The 23,624-nt window shown below is 72.8% G+C and carries 1 protein-coding gene and 1 pseudogene; both read left to right on the forward strand.

What is annotated here, in order from left to right; all coding sequences use genetic code 11:
• The first annotated feature begins 13 nt into the window (after positions 1-13).
• Positions 14-20,215, forward strand: coding sequence for a type I polyketide synthase (locus tag ACFY0I_RS33370; protein WP_388902766.1), 20,202 nt, complete (start codon positions 14-16; stop codon positions 20,213-20,215).
• 275 nt (positions 20,216-20,490) lie between these two features.
• Positions 20,491-23,624 (forward strand): annotated as a pseudogene (locus tag ACFY0I_RS33375) (type I polyketide synthase); the annotation flags it as partial.

The following is a 23,624-nucleotide window of genomic DNA, read 5'->3' on the forward strand; positions in this document are numbered from 1 at the left end:
TGCGGAGTAACTGATGACCACCCCGAACGAAAAAGTCGTTGAAGCGCTGCGGGCCTCCCTCAAGGAAACCGAGCGGCTGCGCCGCCGGAACCAGGAGCTCACCGACGCCTCCCGCGAACCCATCGCGATCGTCGGCATGAGCTGCCGCTTCCCCGGCGGGATCGCATCCCCCGAGGACCTGTGGAAGCTCGTCGAGAGCGGCGGCGACGCCATCTCCGAGTTCCCCACCGACCGCGGCTGGGACGTCGAATCGCTGTACGACCCCGACCCGGACCACCCCGGCACCACGTACGCCCGCCACGGCGGCTTCCTCCACGAGGCACCCGACTTCGACGCCTCCTTCTTCGGGATCTCACCCCGCGAGGCCCTCGCCATGGACCCGCAGCAGCGCCTGCTGCTGGAAACGTCCTGGGAGGCCTTCGAGCGCGCCGGCATCGACCCGGCGACCCTGCGCGGCAGCCGCGCCGGCGTGTTCGTCGGCGCGTCCGCCAACGCCTACGGCGCCGGCTCGGGCGAACTCCCCGACGGCGTCGAGGGGCACCTCCTGACCGGCACCGCCTCCAGCGTGGTCTCCGGCCGACTCGCCTACGTATTCGGCCTGGAGGGCCCCGCCGCCACCATCGACACGGCCTGCTCCTCGTCGTCCGTCGCCCTGCACATGGCCGTCCAGGCGCTGCGCCAGGGCGAGTGCTCGCTGGCCCTGGCCGCCGGCGTCACCGTCCTCGCCGGCCCCGAGGTGTTCGTCGAGTTCAGCCGGCAGCGCGGGCTGTCGCCCGACGGCCGCTGCAGGTCCTTCGCCGAGGCGGCGGACGGCACCGGCTGGTCGGAGGGCGTCGGCGTCCTGCTGGTGGAACGCCTCTCCGACGCCCGCCGCAACGGTCACCGCGTGCTGGCCGTCGTCCGGGGTTCGGCCGTCAACCAGGACGGCGCCTCCAACGGCCTGACCGCCCCCAACGGGCCCGCGCAGCAGCGCGTCATCCGCCAAGCCCTGGAAAGCGCCCGCCTCACCCCCGGCGACATCGACGCCGTGGAGGCGCACGGCACCGGCACGACCCTCGGCGACCCGATCGAAGCGCAGGCGCTGCTGGCCACGTACGGCCAGGACCGGCCCGCCGACCGGCCGCTGTGGCTGGGCTCCCTCAAGTCGAACCTCGGGCACACCCAGAACGTCGCCGGTATCGCCGGCGTCATCAAGATGGTCATGGCGATGCGGCACGGCGTGCTGCCCCGCACCCTGCACGTCGACGAGCCGACCTCGCACGTCGACTGGTCGGCGGGCGCGGTCGCGCTGCTCACGGAGCAGCAGGCCTGGCCGCGGACCGGGCGCCCGTACCGGGTCGGCGTCTCCGCCTTCGGCGTCAGCGGCACCAACGTGCACACGATCATCGAGCAGGCCCCGGAAGCCGACCGGACCCCCGAGGAGGGGACCGCGGCCCCCGCGACCGCCACCCCGGTCGTGCCCTGGCTCCTCTCGGCCAAGACCCCGGACGCCCTGCGCGCCCAGGCCGGACGTCTGCTCGCGCACGCCGCCGAACACCCCGGGGTGAACCCCGTGGACGTCGCCACGTCGCTGGCCGTCGGCCGAGCGGTGTTCGAGGACCGCGCGGTGGTGGTCGCGCCCGACCGCGACGGCCTGCTGGCCGGTCTCGCGGCACTGGCCGAGGACGGCCCGTCGACGGGAGTGGTGTCGGGCACCCCGACCGGCGGCAAGCTCGCCTTCCTGTTCACCGGTCAGGGCAGTCAGCGGCTGGGGATGGGGCGCGAACTGTACGACTCCCAGCCGGTGTTCGCTGCCGCACTGGATGCGGTGTGCGAGTCGCTGGATCTCGAACTCCCGCTGCGGGATGTGCTGTTCGGCTCGGATGCGGCTCTGCTGGACGAGACGCGGTTCACTCAGCCGGCGTTGTTCGCGGTCGAGGTGGCGTTGTTCCGGCTGCTCGAGTCGTGGGGTGTGCGGCCGGACTTCGTGTCGGGGCATTCGATCGGCGAGATCGCCGCCGCGCATGTGGCGGGTGTGTTGTCCATCGAGGACGCGTGCGCGTTGGTGGCGGCGCGTGGCCGGTTGATGCAGGCGCTGCCGGCCGGTGGGGTGATGATCGCGGTGCAGGCGACGGAGGACGAGGTCCTGCCGCTGCTGACCGATCGGGTGAGCATCGCCGCGATCAACGGGCCGCGCTCGGTGGTCGTCGCCGGCGACGAGGACGCCGCCGTCGCGGTCGTGGATGCCTTCTCCGGCCGCAAGTCCAAGCGGCTCACGGTCAGCCACGCCTTCCACTCGCCTCACATGGACGGCATGTTGGACGAATTCCGCCAGGTGGTGGAGGGCCTGTCGTTCTCCGCTCCGCGCATCCCGCTCGTCTCCCACCTGACCGGCGCCCTCGTCACCGACGACATGGGTTCGGCCGAGTTCTGGGTGCGGCACGTCCGCGAGGCCGTCCGTTTCCTCGACGGTGTCCGGGCCCTGGAAGCCGCCGGCGTCACCACGTACGTCGAACTCGGCCCGGACGGGATCCTGTCCGCCCTCGCCCAGGACTGCCTCACAGCGGAATCCGAGGCCCGGGACGCCGTCTTCGTGCCCGTCCTGCGCAAGGGCCGGCTCGAAGCCGAGACGCTGGTCACCGCCCTCGCGCGGGCCCACGTCCGCGGCGTCCGCGTCGACTGGCAGACCTTCTTCTCCGGCACCGGTGCCGGACGCGTCGACGACCTGCCCACCTACCCCTTCCAGCGGCAGCGCTACTGGATCGAGCCCGGCAGCCCGATCGGTGACCTCGGCGCGGCCGGACTGGACGGCGCCGCGCACCCGCTGCTCGGAGCGACGGTCGCCCTCGCCGACTCCGGCGGCCTCGTCTTCACCGCGATGCTCTCCTCGACGACCCACCCCTGGCTCGTCGACCACGCCGTGATGGGCAGCGTGCTGCTCCCCGGCACCGCCTTCGTCGACCTGGCGATCTGGGCCGGCGACCAGGTCGGCTGCGGAGTCCTCGAGGAACTCACGCTGGAGGCGCCGCTCGTGCTGCCCGAACGCGGCGGCGTACAGCTCCAGATGCACGTGAGCGCGCCCGACGCCGACGGCAGTGGCCGCCGCTCCCTCAGCCTCTCCTCCCGCTCGAAGGACAGCGCGGCCGACGAGCCCTGGACGCGGCACGCCGGCGGCGTCCTCGCCCCCGCCACCCTCTCGGCGGCCCCGACGCCGTTCGCCGCCGGACCCTGGCCCCCGGCGGGCGCCGAGCCCCTCCCCACGGAGAGCCTCTACGCCGACCTCGCCGACGTCGGCATGGGTTACGGCCCCGTGTTCCGCGGGCTCACCGCCGCCTGGCAGCAGGGCGACAGCGTCTGGGCCGAGGTCGCCCTGCCCGAGCAATCCGTCACCACCGCGGGGGACTTCGGCCTGCACCCCGCCCTCCTCGACGCCGCGCTCCACACACTGGGCCTCGGAGTCCTCGGCGGTACCGACGGCGAGGGCAGGCTCCCGTTCGCCTGGAGCGGCGTGACCCTCCACGCCAACGGCGCCGACGCACTGCGCGTGCACCTCACCCCGACGGGCAGGGGCGGCGGCATCCGCCTGGAGATCGCGGACCCGACGGGTGCGCCCGTCGCGACCGTCGACTCGCTCGTCCTGCGGGCCGTGTCGGCCGAGCAGGTCCGGGCGGCGGCCACCGCCCACCACGAGTCCGTGTTCCGCACGGAGTGGACGCCGCTGCCCGCGGCCCCCGCCGCCACCCCGACCGCCGGCCGTTGGGCGGTCCTGGGCGGCGCGGTGCCCGCCGCCCTCCTCGGCGCCGGCGCGGCCGACGCCACGATCACCGTCCACGCGGACCTGGCCGAACTGGCGGCCGCGATCGACGCCGGAGCGGCCGTCCCCGACGTCGTGTTCACCGGCTACGGGCAGGCGGCGGCCGAACACCCGGCCGCGGCCGACTCGGAAGACCGGAACACCGAAGCCGCCCACCCCACCGCGCCCGACTTCCGCGCCGAGGCCGTGCACCGGGCCGCGCACCACGCCCTCGCCCTGGCCCGAACCTGGCTGGGCGAGGAGCCCTTCGCGGGCGACCGGTTCGCCGGCACCCGTCTCGTCGTCCTGACCAGCGGCACCGTCGCAGCCGGTGACGGCGTGACCGGTACGGTCACCGACCCCGTCCACGCCGCGGTCCGGGGCCTGCTGTCGTCCGCGCAGGCCGAGAACCCCGACCGGATCCTCCTGCTCGACACCGACGGCACCGAGGCCTCCGCGAGCGCCCTGCCCGCCGCCCTCGCCGGCGCCGTGACCGCCGGCGAGCCGCGCCTGGCCCTGCGCGCCGGAACCGTCCACGTACCGCGCTTCACCCGGGTGGCCCGGGACACCCCGGAGACCGACACGGACCGACCGGCCACCGCCGGCGTCACGTACGCACCGGAGTCGACCGTACTGATCACCGGCGCCGGCGGGCTCCTCGGCGGGCTGATCGCCCACCGGCTCGTCGCCGAACACGGCGTACGGCACCTGCTGCTCGTCGGCCGCCGCGGCGGATCCACCCCCGAAGCACAGCGGCTCACCACCGAACTCACCGCCGCCGGCGCATCGGTGACCTGGGCGGCCTGCGACGTCGCCGACCGGGACGCGCTCGCCGCCGTACTGGAGGCGATACCCGCCGCACACCCGCTCGGCGCGGTCGTCCACACCGCCGGCGTCCTCGACGACGGCATCATCACCTCCCTCACACCCGAACGCCTGTCGGCCGTCCTGCGGCCCAAGGCCGACGCGGCCTGCAACCTGCACGAGCTGACCCGCGACCTCGACCTCTCCGCCTTCCTGCTGTTCTCGTCCATCGGCGGCATCCTCGGCGGCGCCGGCCAGGGCAACTACGCGGCGGCCAACGTCTTCCTCGACGCGCTCGCGCAACACCGCCGATCCCTCGGCCTGCCCGCCACCTCCCTCGCCTGGTCCCTGTGGGCCGACGGATCGGGCATGGCCGGCAGCCTGACCGACGCCGACATCAGTCGCATGACCCGCGGCGGACTGCCCCCGCTCACCTCGGCCGAGGGCCTGGACCTGTTCGACCTCGTCCACCGCATCGACGAACCCGTACCGGTCCTGATGCGCGTCGACCTCCCCGGCCTGCGCACGCAGGCCCGCGCGGGCGCCCTGTCCCCGCTGCTGCGCGGACTCGTACGGATCCCCGTACGCCGCGCCGCGGGCGGCACCGGCGCCGCGGCCGGTGCCTCCGGCCTGCGGGCGACCCTGGCCGGGCTCCCGGCCGCCGAGCAGGACCGTACGCTCCTCGACCTCGTGCGCAAGCAGGTCGCCTCGGCGCTGGGCCACCCGGGCGCCGCCTCCGTCGAACCCGGCCGGTCCTTCAAGGAGCTCGGCTTCGACTCGCTGACCGCCGTCGAACTGCGCAACCTCCTCGGCGAGGCCACCGGCCGCCGGCTGCCCGCCACCCTCGTCTTCGACTACCCGACGGCCACCGCCCTCGCCCAGTACCTCCGCCAGGAGATCGTCGGAGACCTCACCGACGACGCCGCCGGCACGGCGGGACCCGCGTCCCGTCGCACGGCAGCCGCCACGGGCGCCGGCGAGGACGACGACCCGATCGCCGTCGTCGCCATGAACTGCCGCTTCCCCGGCGGCATCAACTCTCCCGAGGACCTCTGGCGGATGCTCGCCGAAGGCCGCGACGGCATCACCGCCTTCCCCGCCGACCGCGGCTGGGACCTCGACACCCTCTACAGCGACGACCCCGACCGCGAGGGCACCAGCTACGTCCGCGAGGGCGGCTTCCTCCACGAGGCCGCCGCCTTCGACGCCCCCTTCTTCGGGATCTCCCCGCGCGAGGCCCTCGCCATGGACCCGCAGCAGCGCCTGCTGCTGGAGACCACCTGGGAGACGTTCGAACGCGCCGGCATCGACCCGACGACGCTGCGCGGCAGCCGCACCGGCGTGTTCATCGGCTCCAACGCCCAGGACTACCTCCAGCTGTGGCTGAACGACGGCGACGGCCTCGAAGGACACCTCGGCACCGGCAACGCCGCCAGCGTCGTCTCCGGCCGCATCTCCTACACCTTCGGGCTGGAGGGGCCGGCCGTCACCGTCGACACCGCCTGCTCCTCGTCGCTCGTCACCCTGCACCTTGCCGCGCAGGCCCTGCGCAGCGGCGAGTGCGCCATGGCACTCGCGGGCGCCGTGACCATCATGTCCACCCCCGGCGCGTTCACCGAGTTCAGCCGCCAGCGCGGCCTCGCGGAGAACGGCCGCATCAAGGCGTTCGCCGCGGCCGCCGACGGCACCATCTGGTCCGAGGGCGTCGGCCTCCTCCTCCTGGAACGCCTCTCCGACGCCCGCCGCAACGGACACCCCGTCCTCGCCGTCGTCCGCGGCACCGCCGTCAACCAGGACGGCGCCTCCAACGGCCTCACCGCCCCCAACGGCCCCTCCCAGCAGCGCGTCATCCGCGAAGCCCTCGCCGACGCCGGTCTGACCGCCACGGACGTCGACGCCGTCGAGGCCCACGGCACCGGAACCCGCCTCGGCGACCCGATCGAGGCCCAAGCCCTCCTGGCCACCTACGGCCAGGACCGGCCGGCCGACCGGCCGCTGCTGCTCGGCTCGGTGAAGTCGAACATCGGCCACACCCAGGCCGTCGCGGGCGCCGCCGGCGTCATCAAGATGGTCATGGCGATGCGCCACGGCGTACTGCCCCAAACCCTCCACATCGACGAGCCGACCCCCTACGTCGACTGGACGGCCGGCGACATCGAGCTGCTGACCGAACAGCGGGCCTGGCCCGAGACCGGCCGCCCGCGCCGGGCCGGCATCTCCTCGTTCGGCTACAGCGGCACCAACGCCCATGCCGTCATCGAGCAGGCCCCGCGACCCGCGGACGACTCCGTACAGGCGACGCCCACCGGGCCCGGGGTCCCGGTCGTGCCGTGGCTGGTCTCCGGCCGCACCGCGACCGCCCTGCGCGCCCAGGCGGAACGCCTGCGCCCGGCCGCCGCCGACGCGGTCGCCGCCACGGGGACCAGCGGTGCACTCGACCTCGGCCACACCCTCGCCACGCACCGCGCCGCCCTGGAACACCGTGCTGTCGTGCTGGGCGCGCCGTCGGACGCCGAGGCCCTCCTCGGACGCCTGACCGCCCTGGCCGCCGGCGAACCGGTACCGGGCCTCGTGCAGGGCGTGGCATCGAGCGGCGGCCTCGCCTTCCTGTTCACCGGCCAGGGCAGTCAGCGGCTGGGAATGGGGCGCGAACTGTACGACGCGTTTCCGGTGTTCGCCGATGCGTTGGACGCGGTGTGTGCCCGTCTCGACCTTGAAGTGCCGTTGCGGGATGTGCTGTTCGGGGCGGATGCGGCTCTGTTGGACGAGACGCGGTTCACGCAGCCGGCGTTGTTCGCGGTCGAGGTGGCGTTGTTCCGGCTGCTCGAGTCGTGGGGTGTGCGGCCGGACTTCGTGTCCGGACACTCCATCGGTGAGATCGCCGCCGCGCACGTGGCCGGAGTGTTCGCCCTTGAGGACGCGTGCGCCCTGGTGGCGGCGCGTGGTCGGTTGATGCAGGCGCTGCCGTCCGGTGGCGTGATGGTCGCCGTTCAGGCGTCGGAGGCGGAGGTCCTGCCGCTGCTGACGGATCGGGTGAGCATCGCGGCCGTCAACGGCCCGCAGTCGGTGGTGATCGCGGGTGATGAGGATGCCGCTGTCGCGGTGGTGGAGTCCCTCGGTGACCGGAAGAGCAAGCGGCTCGCGGTCAGTCACGCGTTCCACTCGCCGCACATGGATGCCATGCTGGAGGACTTCGGCCAGGTGGTGGAGGGGCTGTCGTTCGCGGCGCCGCGCATTCCGATCGTGTCGAACCTGACCGGCGCTCCCGTCGCCGATGGCGAGATGGGCTCGGCGGAGTTCTGGGTCCGGCACGTCCGTGAAGCCGTCCGCTTCCTCGACGGCGTACGCGCCCTGGAAGCCTTGGGTGTGACGACGTTCGTGGAGCTGGGACCGGACGGTGTGCTGTCCGCCCTCGCCCAGGAGTGCCTGACGGGGGACGCGGACACCGCCTTCGTTCCCGTTCTGCGTGCGGACCGGGGAGAAGCGGAGACCGTCGTCACCGCCGTGGCCCGGGTGCACGTGCGGGGAGTGGAGGTCGACTGGTCGGTCTACTTCGCCGGTACGGGCGCCCGGCGCGTGGAACTGCCGACGTACGCCTTCCAGCGACAGCGCTACTGGCCCGAGACCATCCTCTGGAACGCCCCGAGCGCCTCCGCTCCGGCCGTCGACGGGGTGGACGCGCGGTTCTGGGACGCGGTGGAGAGCGGCGACCTGACGTCGCTGGCGTCCGAACTGGACGTGGCCGGCGACGCACGCATCAGCGACCTCGTCCCCGCCCTGTCGGCTTGGCGCCGGCAGGGACAAGAACAGTCGGAGGTCGACGGCTGGCGCTACCGGGTGACGTGGAAGCCGCTGACGGATGCCGGTGCGGGCGCGCGGTTGTCGGGTGTCTGGCTGGTGGTGGTTCCCGAGGCTGGTGTCGATGACGCGGCCGTGGCGGGTGCGCTGGTCGGGCGTGGGGCCGAGGTGCGCCGGCTCGTGGTCGAGCCGGGTACCGACCGGGTGTCCCTGACGGGTCTGCTGTCGGGTGTCGGGGCTGTGGCGGGTGTGGTGTCGCTGCTGGCTTCGGGTGGGGCGGTGGATGTTGTTGACACCGCTGTTCTGGTGCAGGCGTTGGGTGATGCCGGGGTGCAGGCGCCGTTGTGGTGCCTGACGCGTGGTGCGGTGAGTGTGGGTCGCTCGGACGTTCTGGTGTCGGCGGTTGAGGCGCAGGTGTGGGGTCTGGGTCGGGTCGCGGCGTTGGAGGTTCCCGAGCGTTGGGGTGGTCTGGTGGACCTTCCCGAGGTGTGGGACGAGCGGGCGATGGGCCGGTTGGCGGGTGTGTTGGCCGGTGGTTCTACCGGTGAGGACCAGGTCGCGGTGCGTTCCTCCGGGGTCTTCGGGCGTCGTCTGGTGCGTGCGGTGGCCGGTGGTACGGATTCCTGGGTGCCGTCAGGGACGGTTTTGGTGACCGGTGGTACGGGTGCGCTGGGTGGTCGGGTGGCGCGTTGGCTGGCCGGGGCGGGTGCCGGGCGTCTGGTGTTGACCAGTCGTCGGGGCGTGGATGCTCCTGGGGCTGTTGAGCTGGTTGCTGAGTTGTCGGGGTTGGGTGTGGAGGTGTCGGTGGTGGCGTGTGACGCCGCCGACCGGGACGCGTTGCGTGCGCTGCTGGCCGATGAGGCCGACACGCTGACGGCGGTTGTTCACACGGCCGGGATTCTCGATGACGGGGTGTTGGACGCTCTGACGTCGGAGCGGTTCGAGTCGGTGCTGCGGGCCAAGGCGACGTCCGCGCTCAACCTGCACGAGCTGACGGTCGAGTTGGGCATCGAGCTTTCTGCCTTTGTGTTGTTCTCGTCGATGAGCGGCACCATCGGCTCCGCCGGTCAAGCCAACTACGCGGCTGCGAATGCCTACCTGGACGCGCTTGCCGAGCAGCGTCGGGCGGCCGGGCTGGCCGCGACGTCGATCGCGTGGGGCCCGTGGGCCGATGGCGGTATGGCCGCCGACGAGGCGATGGACGCCCGGATGCGCCGTGGTGGCGTACCGCCCATGAACGCCGACCTCGCGATCACCGCCCTGCGGCAGGCCGTCGGTTCGGACGAGGCGATACTGACGGTCGTCGACTTCGACTGGGCGAAGTTCGCCCCCGGTTTCACCGCGGTACGGCTCGGCAAACTGCTCGCCGACCTGCCCGAGGCCGAAGCCGTCACCCGTGGTGCGGACCACGCGGGCGACCGTACCGAGCGCGCGGGCTCGTCGCTCACCGGGCACCTGCGGGGCCTGCCCGCCGGTGACCGGGAGGCCTTCCTCCTCGACCTCGTTCGCGCCCAGGTCGCCGAGGTCCTCGGCCACTCCGGTGCCGAGGACGTCGAGGCGGGACGGGCCTTCCGAGAGATCGGGTTCGACTCGCTCACGGCGGTCGAACTCCGCAACCGACTCGGCGCGGCCACCGAACTGCGGCTGTCCGCCACCCTTGTCTACGACTACCCGACCCCGGCCGCACTCGCCGCCCACCTGGGTTCCGAACTCCTCGGAACCCAGGTCGAGACGGCGGGCCCGACGGTCAAGGCCGTCGACGACGACCCGATCGCGATCGTCGCGATGAGCTGCCGGTTCCCCGGCGGAGTGCGCACGCCTGAGGACCTCTGGCAACTGCTGGCATCCGGCACCGACGCGATCTCCGACCTTCCCCTGGACCGTGGTTGGAACCTCGACGCCCTCTATGACGCCGACCCGAGCGCGCAGGGCACCTCGTACGCCCGCGAAGGCGGATTCCTCTACGACGTCGCCGACTTCGACGCCGACTTCTTCGGCATCTCGCCGCGCGAGGCCCTCGCCATGGACCCGCAGCAGCGCCTGCTGCTGGAAACCTCCTGGGAGGCCTTCGAGCGCGCCGGCATCGACCCCGAGACGCTGCGCGGCAGCCAGGCCGGGGTGTTCGTCGGAACCAACGGACAGGACTACCTGTCGGTACTCCTGGAGGAACCGGCGGGCCTGGAAGGGCATTTGGGTACGGGCAACGCGGCGAGCGTGGTGTCCGGCCGACTGTCGTACGTGTTCGGCCTCGAAGGCCCGGCGGTCACCGTCGACACGGCCTGCTCGTCGTCCCTGGTCGCGCTGCACTGGGCGATCCAGGCGCTGCGGCAGGGTGAGTGCGACCTGGCTCTGGCCGGTGGCGTGACCGTGATGTCCACGCCCGGCACGTTCATCGAGTTCAGCCGTCAGCGCGGACTTGCGGCCGACGGCCGGATCAAGGCCTTCGCCGCCGGCGCGGACGGTACGGGCTGGGGTGAAGGCGTCGGCATGCTGCTCGTGGAGCGGCTGTCCGACGCTCGCCGAAACGGGCATCCGGTGCTGGCGGTCGTGCGCGGCTCGGCCGTGAACCAGGACGGTGCGAGCAACGGTCTGACGGCGCCGAACGGTCCGTCGCAGCAGCGGGTGATCCGGCAGGCGCTGGCCGGCGCGGGTCTGACCGCCGCCGACGTGGACGCCGTCGAGGCCCACGGCACCGGCACGACCCTCGGCGACCCGATCGAGGCGCAGGCGCTGCTGGCCACGTACGGCCAGGACCGGCCCGACGGGCAGCCGCTGCTGCTCGGCTCGATCAAGTCGAACATCGGGCACACGCAGGCCGCAGCGGGTGTGGCGGGCGTCATCAAGATGGTGATGGCGATGCAGGAGGGAGAGCTTCCCGAGAGCCTCCACATCGACGAGCCTTCCCCGCAGGTGGACTGGCAGGCGGGCGACATCGAGCTGCTGACCGAGCGGCGGCCCTGGCCGGACACCGGCCGTCCGCGCCGGGCCGGCATCTCCTCGTTCGGCTTCAGCGGCACCAACGCCCACACGATCATCGAGCAGGCGCCGCAGCTGTCGCCGACGGCGCCCGGCGCGGGCGACGCCGGATCCGTGGCGCCGAGCGCCCTGCGGGTGCCGATGCCGCTGGTGATCTCGGCGAAGAGCCGGACGGGACTCCGGTCGCAGGCCCACAACCTGCGGACGCGGCTCCTCGCCGACCCCGAGCTGTCGCTGACCGACGTCGGCCGGACCCTGGCCACCGGACGGTCCGCGTTCGACGAGCGGGCGGCGGTGGTCGCCACGGACCGTGAGGGTCTGCTGGCCGGGCTCGAGGCCCTGGCGGACGGTGACACGGCGGCCGGAGTGGTGACGGGCTCGCCGGTCGGCGGAAAGGTCGCCTTCCTGTTCACCGGCCAGGGCAGTCAGCGGTTGGGCATGGGGCGCGAACTGTACGACGCGTTCCCGGTGTTCGCCGATGCGTTGGACGCCGTGTTCGCCCGTCTGGATCTCGAAGTGCCGTTGCGGGAGGTGCTGTTCGGGTCGGATGCGGCTCTGCTGGACGAGACGCGGTTCACTCAGCCGGCGTTGTTCGCGGTCGAGGTGGCGTTGTTCCGGCTGGTGGAGTCGTGGGGTGTGCGGCCGGACTTCGTGTCGGGGCATTCGATCGGTGAGATCGCCGCCGCGCACGTGGCCGGAGTGTTCTCCCTTGAGGACGCGTGCGCCCTGGTGGCGGCGCGTGGTCGGTTGATGCAGGCGCTGCCGTCCGGTGGCGTGATGGTCGCCGTTCAGGCGTCGGAGGCGGAGGTCCTGCCGCTGCTGACGGACCGGGTGAGCATCGCGGCCGTCAACGGTCCGCAGTCGGTGGTGATCGCCGGTGACGAGGATGCCGCCGTCGCGGTGGTGGAGTCACTCGGTGACCGCAAGAGCAAGCGGCTGACGGTCAGCCACGCCTTCCACTCGCTCCACATGGACGGCATGGTGGAGGACTTCCGCCGGGTGGTGGAGGGGCTGACGTTCGCTGCTCCCCACATCCCGATCGTGTCGAACCTGACCGGCGCCCTCGTCACCGACGAGATGACCTCGGCCGAGTTCTGGGTCCGGCACGTCCGCGAGGCCGTGCGCTTCCTCGACGGCATCCGGGCCCTGGAGGCGGCGGGCGTCACGACGTACCTCGAACTCGGTCCCGACGGAGTCCTGTCCGCCCTCGGCCAGGAGTGCGTGACCGAGCCGAGCGCGGTGTTCGCGCCGCTCCTGCGCAAGGGACGATCCGAGACGGAAACGGCGATGGCCACTCTGGCCGGCAGCCACGTCCGTGGGATCTCCGTCGACTGGCAGGCGGTCCACGGGAACGGCGCCGTGCGCGTCGACCTGCCGACGTACGCCTTCCAGCGCAGCCGGTACTGGCCGGAAGCGGCGCTCGTGCGACGCGGCGGGACGGCGAGCACGCGGTCGGACATCGACGGATGGCGATACCGGGTGTCGTGGAAGCCGCTGGCGGACGTCGGTGGCACTGGAGGGGGTCTGTCCGGGTCCTGGCTGGTGGTCGTTCCTGCCGAAGGCGTAGACGACACGGCCGTGGTGGGTGCGCTGGCCGGGCGTGGGGCTGAGGTCAGCCGCGTGGTGGTCGAGTCCGGTCCCGATCGGGCAGCGCTGACCGGGCTGCTGTCCGGTGCGGTGGGCGTCGCCGGTGTGGTGTCCCTGCTCGCGTGGGACGAGTCCAACGGTGTCGTCGCGACGTCCGCCCTGGTACAGGCGTTGGGTGATGCAGGGGTCGGGGCGCCGCTGTGGTGCCTGACCCGTGGAGCGGTGAGTGTGGGTCGTTCGGACCGGCTGGTCTCGCCGGTCCAGGCTCAGGTGTGGGGTCTGGGTCGGGTCGCGGCGTTGGAGGCGCCCGAGCGTTGGGGTGGTCTGGTCGACCTTCCCGAGGTGTGGGACGAGCGGGCGATGGCTCGCCTGGTCGGGGTGTTGGCCGGGGGAGCCGCCGGTGAGGACCAGGTCGCGGTGCGTTCCTCGGGCGTCTTCGGTCGCCGCCTGGTCCGTGCCGCCGCCGTTCAGGGCGACCAGTCCTGGACGCCGTCCGGGACGGTGCTGGTGACCGGTGGTACGGGCGCCCTGGGTGGTCGGGTGGCGCGTTGGCTCGCCGGCGCGGGCGCGGAGCGCCTGGTGCTGGCCGGCCGCCGGGGCATGGACGCCCCCGGGGCCGCCGAGCTTGCCGCCGAGCTGTCCGGGCTGGGTGTGGAGGTCTCGGTGGTGGCGTGCGACGCCGCCGACCGGGACGCGCTGCGCACGCTGCTGGCCACCGAGGCCGACACGCTGACGGCGGTCGTGCACACGGCCGGGATCCTTGACGACGGCGTGTTGGACGCTCTGACGCCGGAGCGGTTCGAGTCCGTGCTGCGGGCCAAGGCGGAATCCGCCCTCAACCTGCACGAGCTGACCGTCGAGCTGGGCATCGAGCTCTCCGCCTTCGTGCTGTTCTCCTCCGTCACGGGTACGTGGGGCACGGCCGGTCAGGCCAACTACGCCGCTGCGAACGCCTACTTGGACGCCCTGGCCGAGCAGCGCCGCGCCGACGGCCTGGCCGGCACGTCGATCGCGTGGGGCCCGTGGGCCGAGGGCGGCATGGCCGCCGACGGCGCGCTCGACACCCGCATGCGCAAGGGTGGCGTACCGCCCATGGCGGCCGGGTCGGCGATCAAGGCCCTCCACCGCGCCCTCGACGCGAACGACACCGTCGTCACCGTCGTGGACGTGGACTGGGACCGGTTCGCCACCGGCTTCACCGCCGCGCGTCCCGGCAACCTCCTCGCCGAACTGCCCGAGGCCCGCGCCGCGTTCCCCTCAGGCGGGTTCGACGCGGGCTCGTCCGACCGGTCGGGTGATGGTCGGCAGTCCCTCGTGTCGCGGCTGACGGGACTTTCCGTCGTCGAGCGGGACCGGCTGCTGCTGGACCTCGTTCGCAAGGAGGTCGCCGCTGTCCTCGGCCACGCCGGAGCGGAAAGCGTCGGCGCGGGACGGGCGTTCAAGGAACTCGGCTTCGACTCGCTGACCGCCGTCGAGCTCCGCAACCGGCTGGGCTCCACCACCGGACTGCGCCTCCCGGCCACACTGATCTACGACTACCCGACCTCCGCCGACCTTGCGGACCACCTGCGCGGGGAGCTGCTCGGCGCCGAGCGAGCGGTGAGCACCCTCGCGGCGACGGCGACGGCGACGGCGACGGCGACGGCAACGGCCACGGCTGCCGATGACGATCCGATCGCGATCGTCGCGATGAGCTGCCGCTTCCCCGGCGGCGTGCGCACCCCCGAGGACCTGTGGCAACTGCTGGCTGCCGGAGGTGACGCCATCGGCGAGTTCCCGGCCGACCGGGGCTGGGACGCGGAGGAACTCTTCGGGCCGCGCTCCGAGCAGGAGACCCCGTACGCCCGCGAAGGCGGATTCCTTTACGACGTGGCGCAGTTCGACCCCGGCTTCTTCGGCATCTCGCCGCGCGAGGCCCTCGCCATGGACCCGCAGCAGCGCCTGCTGCTGGAAACCTCGTGGGAGGCGTTCGAGCGGGCCGGCATCGACCCGTCGTCCCTGCGGGGCAGCCAGGCCGGCGTGTTCGTCGGCACCAACGGTCAGGACTACCTGTCGCTCGTGCTGAACTCCGCAGACGGCGGCGACGGCTTCATGAGCACCGGCAACTCCGCGAGCGTCGTCTCCGGCCGCCTCTCCTACGTCTTCGGCCTGGAAGGCCCGGCCGTCACCGTCGACACCGCGTGCTCGGCATCGCTCGTGGCCCTGCACCTCGCCGTCCAGGCGCTCCGCAGCGGCGAGTGCTCGCTCGCTCTGGCCGGTGGTGTGACGGTCATGTCGACACCGGGTGCGTTCGTCGAGTTCGCCCGACAGGGCGGCCTCGCCTCGGACGGCCGGATCAAGGCCTTCGCCGCCGGCGCGGACGGTACGGGCTGGGGCGAGGGCGTCGGCATGCTGCTCGTGGAGAGGCTGTCCGACGCCCGCCGCAACGGGCATCCGGTGCTGGCGGTCGTGCGCGGCTCGGCCGTGAACCAGGACGGTGCGAGCAACGGTCTGACGGCGCCGAACGGTCCTTCGCAGCAGCGGGTCATCCGCGCGGCGCTGGCCGGCGCGGGCCTGTCGGCCGCCGAGGTCGACGCCGTGGAGGCGCACGGCACCGGCACGAAGCTGGGCGACCCGATCGAGGCGCAGGCGCTGCTGGCCACGTACGGCCAGGACCGGTCCGACGGGCAGCCGCTGCTGCTCGGTTCGATCAAGTCGAACATCGGGCACACGCAGGCCGCGGCCGGTGTGGCCGGTGTCATCAAGATGGTCATGGCCATGCGGCACGGGACGCTGCCGCGGACCCTGCACGTGGACGGGCCCACCCCGCACGTCGACTGGACGGCGGGCGACGTCGAGCTCCTCACCGAGCAGCGGGCGTGGCCGGAGACCGGCCGCCCGCGCCGGGCCGGCGTGTCCTCGTTCGGTGTGAGCGGCACGAACGCCCACACCATCCTGGAGCAGGCACCTGAGGCACCTGAGGCACCCGATGCGACGGACGTCGAGGCCTCCGGCACGTGGCCTTGGATCCTCTCGGGCCGTACGCAGGGCGCTCTGCGCGACCAGGCCGCTCGGCTCCTCGGCCACCTCGCCGGAGACTGCGGGGCTCGGCCGGTGGATGTCGGTCACTCGCTCACGGCGGGCCGGGCTCTGCTCGACCACCGCGCCGTGATCGTCGCGGGAGGGGAGGACGACTACCGCGGGGCGCTGACGGCGCTCGCGGCGGGCGACTCCGTCGCCGAGCTGACCCGGGGCGTGGCGAACGCGGAACAGAAGGTGGCGTTCCTGTTCACCGGGCAGGGCAGCCAGCGGATCGGGATGGGGCGTGAACTGTACGAGACCTTCCCGGTGTTCGCGGACGCCCTCGACGAGGTCTGCGCCCACCTGGACGTGCTGCTCGATCTGCCGTTGAAGGAAGCACTGTTCGGGGACGACGTCGATCGGTTGGACCGGACCGAGTACACCCAGCCGGCGTTGTTCGCGGTCGAGGTGGCGTTGTTCCGGCTGGTGGAGTCGTGGGGTGTGCGGCCGGACTTCGTGTCGGGGCATTCGATCGGTGAGATCGTCGCCGCGCACGTGGCGGGAGTGTTCTCCCTCGAGGACGCGTGCGCCCTGGTGGCGGCGCGTGGTCGGCTGATGCAGGCGCTGCCGGCCGGCGGTGTGATGGTCGCCGTTCAGGCGTCGGAGGACGAGGTCCTGCCGCTGCTGAGCGACCGGGTGAGCATCGCCGCCGTCAACGGCCCGCAGTCGGTGGTGATCGCCGGTGACGAGGACGCCGCGACGGCGGTCGTGGCGGCCTTCCCCGACCGCAAGTCCAAGCGGCTCAGCGTCAGTCACGCGTTCCACTCGCCGCACATGGACGGCATGCTCGACGCCTTCCGCCGCGTCGTGGAAGGCCTGACGTACGCCGCTCCGCGCATCGCGGTGGTGTCGAACCTGACCGGCGCCCTGGTCACCGAGGACGAGATGGGCTCGGCCGATTTCTGGGTCCGACACGTCCGCGAGGGCGTCCGGTTCCTCGACGGCGTCCGCACCCTGGAAGCCGCCGGCGTGACCACGTACCTCGAACTCGGCCCCGACGGAATCCTCACCGCCCTCGCCCAGGACTGCCTCGCCGATGCGACGGCCACGTTCGTACCCCTGGTCCGCAAGGCACGCGCCGAGGTCGAGACCCTCGTCACCGCCCTCGCGCAGGCACACGTCCGCGGCGTCACCGTCGACTGGACCGCCTTCTACTCCGAGGCGGGCGCGCGCCGCGTCGACCTGCCGACGTACGCCTTCCAGCGCGAGCGCTACTGGATCGACTCCTTCGCGGCGCTGGAGGACGCCGCCTCGCTCGGCATCGAGTCGGCGGGGCACCCGCTGCTCGGCGCGGCGGTCGAACTGCCCGACACCCAAGGGTTCCTGTTCACCGGCCGGCTGTCGCGGCGTACGCACCCGTGGCCGGCCGGCCACGTCGTGGCCGACTCGGTGGTCGTGCCCGGCGCGACCTTCGTCGAACTCGCCCTGCGGGCGGCGGCCGAGGCCGGTTGCGGAGGGCTGGAGGAGCTGACCAACGAGGCACCGCTCGTGCTGCCGGAGGACGGGGCCGTACAACTGCGGGTCACCGTCGGCGGGACGGACGGCGCCGGACGTCGCACCGTCCAGGTGCACAGCCGGCCCGAGGCGGCGGACGGCTCCGCGGCGCACGGCGGGACCTGGTCCCGCCACGCCACGGGTCTCCTCACCGAGGCCGAGTCCGAAGCCGACTTCGCGGCCGGGGGCGGTGTCACCACGGCCGGTACCGAGGAGTGGCCGCCCGCCGACGCCGTGGAGGTCTCCGTCGAGGACGTGCACGAGCGCCTCGCGGTCGCCGGACTCCACCACGGGCCGGAGCTCAGGACCCTGAGCGGGATCTGGGTGCGCGGCGAAGAGGTATTCGCACAGGTCGATCTCTCCGACCAACTGCGCTCCTCGGCAACCGGGTTCACCCTCCACCCCGCTCTCCTCGACACGGCGGTGCAGGCCCTGGCCGTCACTGCCACCGCCACCCTCCGCGAACCGCTCGCATGGCGCGGAGTACGGCTTCACACGACGGGCGTGGACGCCACCGGCACGATGCGCCTGCGGATCATCCCGGGCGGCGTCGCGGACACCGTGTCCGTCGAACTGGCCGACGAACAGGGCGTGCCCGTCGCGTCCGTCGCGGCGCTGGTGACCCGGGAGCTCGACGTCGAGCGGTTCGCGGTGGCAGCCCCCGACGGGGTCCACGACTCGCTGTTCCGCCTCGAATGGGTGCGGACGACGGCGCCGGCCCGTGCGGGCGCCACGACCCTCGCGGTCATCGGCGACACCGCCGCAGACGAGGCGGCCCACGCCCTCCTCGCCGCCGCCCTGGGCGGCGCCGGGGTCCCCGTCGCGACGTACGAGGACCTGGCGGCGCTGGACGAGGCCGTCACCGCCGGGCGCCGGGCGGCACCCGACACCGTGATCGTGCCGTTCATGGCGAGCGCCGGCCGCACCCCGGTCCACCCGACGGCGGACGAGGTGCACGAGGTGACGCACCGGGCGCTCGCCACCGTGCAGGGCTGGCTGGACAACGGCCGCTTCGCCGGTACGCGCCTCGCCTTCGTCACCCGGGGAGCCGTGGCCGCGCACACCGACACCGAGGCGGGCGACCTCGCCCGCACCCCGGTGTGGGGTCTGCTGCGCGCGGCGCAGACCGAGCACCCCGACCGGTTCGTGCTCGTCGACCTCGACGAGAGCGACGCCTCCGGGCGGGCCCTCGCGGCCGCCCTCACGAGCGACGAGCCCGAACTCGCCGTACGCGACGGCATGCTGTACGTGCCGCGGCTGGCCCGGATGGACGCCGCCGGCGACGCGACGGCCGGGGACGACACGAAGAGCCGCATCGACACCCGCGGTACGGTCCTGGTCACCGGAGCCGGCGGCGGGCTCGCCGGTCTCCTGACCCGCCACCTGGTCACCGAACACGGCGTACGACACCTGCTGCTCACCGGCCGCCGGGGCGGCGACACGGAGACGGCGGTCGAACTCACGACGCGGCTCACTGCGTTGGGGGCGCGGGTCACCTGGGCCGCGTGCGACGTCGCCGATCGGGACGCGCTGGCCGCGCTTCTGGACTCCGTACCGGCCGAGCGTCCGTTGACGGCGGTCATCCACACGGCGGCCGTCCTGGACGACGGAGTCGTGGACCTGCTGACTCCCGAGCGCGTCGACCGGGTGATGCGGCCCAAGGTCGACGGGGCGCTGAACCTGCACGAGTTGACCCGTCACCTCGACCTGTCTGCGTTCATCCTCTTCTCGGCCGCCGCCGGCACCCTCGGTGGCGCGGGTCAGGCCAACTACGGAGCGGCGAACGTCTTCCTGGACGCGCTCGCCCGGCACCGCCGGGCCGGCGGGCTCGCCGCGCTGTCCCTGGTGTGGGGCATGTGGGCCGAGGAGCGCGGCATGGCGGGCCGGCTCACCGACGCGGAGCGGGGACGGGCCGCGCGCGGCGGTGTCGCGCCGCTGTCGGCTGAGGAAGGCCTCGCGCTCTTCGACGCCGCCCTCGCGGCGGACGGCGAGCCGGTCCTGCTGCCCGTGGCCGTCGACCTCCCGACCCTGCGGGCCCGGGCCGCGGACGGCGGGATCCTGCCGATGTTCCGCGGCCTGGTCCGGACGCCCGTCCGGCAGCGGCGCCGGGCGACGACGACGTCCGTCGCGTCCCACGCGGACGGCGCGCCCGCGACCACCGCCGACGGGGCGGGGGAGCCGTCGCCGGCGCAGCGGCTCGCCGGGCTGGCGCCCGCCGAGCGGGAGCGGGCCGTACTGGACCTGGTGCGCGAGCAGGTCGTCGCCGTACTCGGGTACCGGTCGGCCGAACAGATCGGGGAGGAGCAGGCGTTCAAGGAGTTGGGATTCGACTCGCTGACCGCGGTCGAGCTGCGCAACCGGCTCGGCGCGGCCGCCGGGCTCCGGCTGCCGGCCACCTTGATCTACGACTACCCGACCCCGGCCGCACTCGCCCGGCAGGTACTGGGTGAGCTCGCCCCCGAGGGGACGAGCGGTCGCAAGCTCTCCGTCCTGGAGGAACTCGACCGCCTCGAAAGCACCTTCTCCTCGCTGGACGCGACGGAACTCGCGGCGGCGGCCGGCGACGACGCGGCCCACGCACGGGTCGCGGTGCGTCTCCAGACCCTGCTGGCCCAGTGGAACGAGGCCCGCGGGACGGACGACGAGGCGGGCGCCGGAGAGATCGAGGACGCGAGCGACGACGAGCTGTTCGCGCTCATCGACAAGAAGTTCGGCCAGGGCTGAACCCCAACCGGCCCCAGGCCGTACCGCCGGAACCCCTGTTTCGGCGGTACGGCCCCGGGCTTGCCGATATTCCTCAAATATCCTCGGGATCCCCCAGCCCCCTGATCTGACTCGAACTCACTCGAACTCACTCGATCTCCCCGGAACTCCCCGGATCCGTCCGGCCTCCCCGGAACTCCCTTGAATTCTTGAGCCGTCCCTCCACGGTCTCGATCACGCGAATAGGTGAAGCGCCAGTGGCGAACGAAGCAAAGCTCCGCGAATACCTCAAGAAGGTCACGACGGATCTCGACGAGGCGTACGGACGTCTGCGGGACATCGAGAGTCAGGCCCACGAGCCCGTCGCCATCACGGCCATGAGCTGCCGCTTCCCCGGCGGCGTCCGCTCGCCCGAGGAACTCTGGGACCTGCTCGCCGCCGGCGGCGACGCCCTCACGGCGTTCCCCACCGACCGGGGCTGGGACCTGGACCACCTGTTCTCCGACGACCCCGACGAGCAGGGGACCTCGACCACCCGAGAAGGCGGGTTCCTCGGCGGTGCCTCCGCGTTCGACGCCGACTTCTTCGGAATCTCACCGCGCGAGGCCATGGCGATGGACCCGCAGCAGCGCCTGCTCCTGGAAACCTCCTGGGAGGCGTTCGAGCGGGCCGGCATCGACCCGCACACCCTGCGCGGCAGCCGCAGCGGCGTCTTCGTCGGTATGAACGGCTCCGACTACCTCACCCCACTGCTCGAAGCGAGCGAGGACTACGCGGGCCACCTCGGCACCGGCAACGCCTCCAGCGTGCTGTCGGGCCGGCTCTCCTACTCCTTCGGCCTCGAAGGCCCGGCGGTCACCGTCGACACGGCCTGCTCGGCCTCCCTCGTCGCCCTCCACCTCGCGGTGCGGGCCCTGCGGGCGGGGGAGTGCTCCATGGCCGTCGCCGGCGGCGTCCACGTCATGTCCACGCCCGGACTCTTCGTGGAGTTCAGCAAGCAGCGCGGACTGTCCACGGACGGCCGCTGCAAGGCCTTCGCTGCGGGCGCCGACGGCTTCGGCCCGGCGGAAGGAGTGGGCGTCCTGCTCCTGGAACGACTCTCCGACGCGCGGAAGAACGGACGCCCGGTGCTCGCCGTGGTCCGTGGCTCCGCGATCAACCAGGACGGCGCGAGCAACGGCCTGACGGCCCCGAACGGCCCGTCGCAGCAGCGCGTCATCCGACAGGCCCTCGCCAACGCGCGGCTCTCCACCGATCAGGTCGACGTGGTGGAGGCCCACGGCACGGGCACCTCGCTCGGCGACCCGATCGAAGCCCAGGCCCTGATGGCGACGTACGGTCAGGACCGCCCCGAAGGGCAGCCGCTCTTCCTGGGCTCGGTGAAGTCGAACATCGGGCACACCCAGGCCGCGGCGGGCGTGGCCGGCGTGATCAAGATGGTGCTGGCCATGCGGCACGGGGTCCTGCCCCGCACCCTGCACGTCGACGAGCCCTCGCCCCACGTGGACTGGCAGTCCGGCGCGGTCGAGCTGCTCACGGAGCGGACGACGTGGCCCGAGACGGACCACCCGCGTCGTGCGGGTGTGTCGTCGTTCGGGTTCAGTGGGACGAACGCGCACGTGATCGTGGAGCAGGCGCCGGAGGTGGAGGCGCCGGAGCCTGGTTCGGGTGTGGGTTTGCCGGTGGTGCCGTGGGTGTTGTCGGGCAAGAGTGCGATGGCGTTGCGGGCGCAGGCTGAGCGTCTGGCGGGGTGGTTGCCGGGTGCGGTGGGTGTGGGTCCGGTGGATGTGGGTTGGTCGTTGGTGTCCTCGCGTGCGGGTTTGGATCACCGGGCGGTGGTGCTGGGTGATCACGTGGCGGGTGTGGGTGCGGTGGCGTCGGGTGTGATGGCCGCTGGTGTGGTGACCGGTTCGGTGATCGGTGGCAGGACCGCGTTCGTGTTCCCGGGTCAGGGTTCGCAGTGGGTGGGGATGGCGGCGGGTCTGTTGGACTCGTCCGCGGTGTTCGCGGAGCGGATCGATGCGTGTGCGAAGGCGTTGGAGCCGTTCACGGACTGGTCGTTGGTGGACGTGCTCCGCGCCGTCGACGGCGCGCCGTCCCTCGAGCGGGTGGATGTGGTCCAGCCGGCGTTGTTCTCGGTCATGGTCTCCCTCGCCGAGGTGTGGCGGGCGGCGGGTGTGCGTCCGGGTGCGGTGATCGGTCATTCGCAGGGTGAGATCGCTGCCGCGTGTGTGGCGGGGATCCTGTCGTTGGAGGATGCGGCCCGGGTTGTTGCTTTGCGCAGTCAGGCGATCGGTCGGGTGCTGGCCGGTCTGGGCGGCATGGTCTCGGTACCCCTGTCCGCCGTCGAGGTTCGTGAGCGGATCGCCCGGTGGGGTGAGGCGCGGATCTCTGTCGCTGCTGTCAACGGCCCGTCCTCGGTGGTGGTGTCGGGTGAGGTCGAGGCGCTGGAGGAACTCCTGGCCGCCTGCGAGACCGATGGCATTCGTGCCAGGCGGATCGCGGTGGATTACGCGTCGCACTCGGCGCAGGTCGATCTGTTGAAGGACGAGCTGGCCGAGTTGCTCGCGCCGATCGTTCCTGGGGCCGCGCGGGTGCCGTTCCTGTCGACGGTCACGGGGGAGTGGGTGAACGGACCGGAGTTGGATGCCGGGTACTGGTTCCGCAACCTCCGGCAGACCGTCGAGCTGGAGGATGTGACCCGCACGCTCCTGGATCAGGGTTTCGGTGTGTTCATCGAGTCCAGTCCTCACCCGGTGCTGACCGTCGGGATGCAGGAGACCGTGGAGGACACGGGCCGCGAAGCAGCGGTCCTGGGCTCGCTGCGCCGCAACGAGGGTGGTTTGGAGCGGTTCTGGCTGTCTCTCGGTGAGGCGTACGTCCGTGGTGTGACCGTCGACTGGGACGCGGTGTTCGCCGGTACGGGTGCCCGGCGCGTGGACCTGCCCACCTATGCCTTCCAGTCGCAGCGTTTCTGGCCCGAGGCCGCCCCCGTCGAAGCGGGCGAGCAGGCTGCGGAAAGTGCGGTCGACGCCCGGTTCTGGGATGCCGTCGAACGTGAGGACGTCTCGGCGCTCGCCGAAGCGCTGGCCTTCGACACGCCCGAGGCCATCCAATCGCTGGGGACCGTCCTGCCGGGTCTCTCCTCCTGGCGGCGGCAGAGCCGTGAGGAGTCCACGGTCGACGGCTGGCGCTACCGGGTCACCTGGAAGTCCCAGGCTGACGATCCGACCAACCACCGGCTGTCCGGGCTCTGGCTGGTCGTCGTGCCCGAGGCCCTGGCCGGGTCGGCCGGGGACGCCGCCGCCGGTGTGCTGCGTACGCTCGCCGAGCGCGGTGCGGAGGTACGTACGGTCACCGTCGCCGCCGGCGCGGCCGACCGGGACGCGCTCGCCACCACCTTGAAGGGCATCACCGACGGGGCCGACGA

The sequence above is a fragment of the Streptomyces sp. NPDC001568 genome (genome assembly GCF_042893755.1).
GTDB lineage: Bacteria > Actinomycetota > Actinomycetes > Streptomycetales > Streptomycetaceae > Streptomyces.

Excerpts from the sequence above, each read along its gene's own strand:
- ACFY0I_RS33370 (WP_388902766.1), top strand. The coding sequence starts at position 14 with ATGACCACCCCGAACGAAAAAGTCGTTGAAGCGCTGCGGGCCTCCCTC.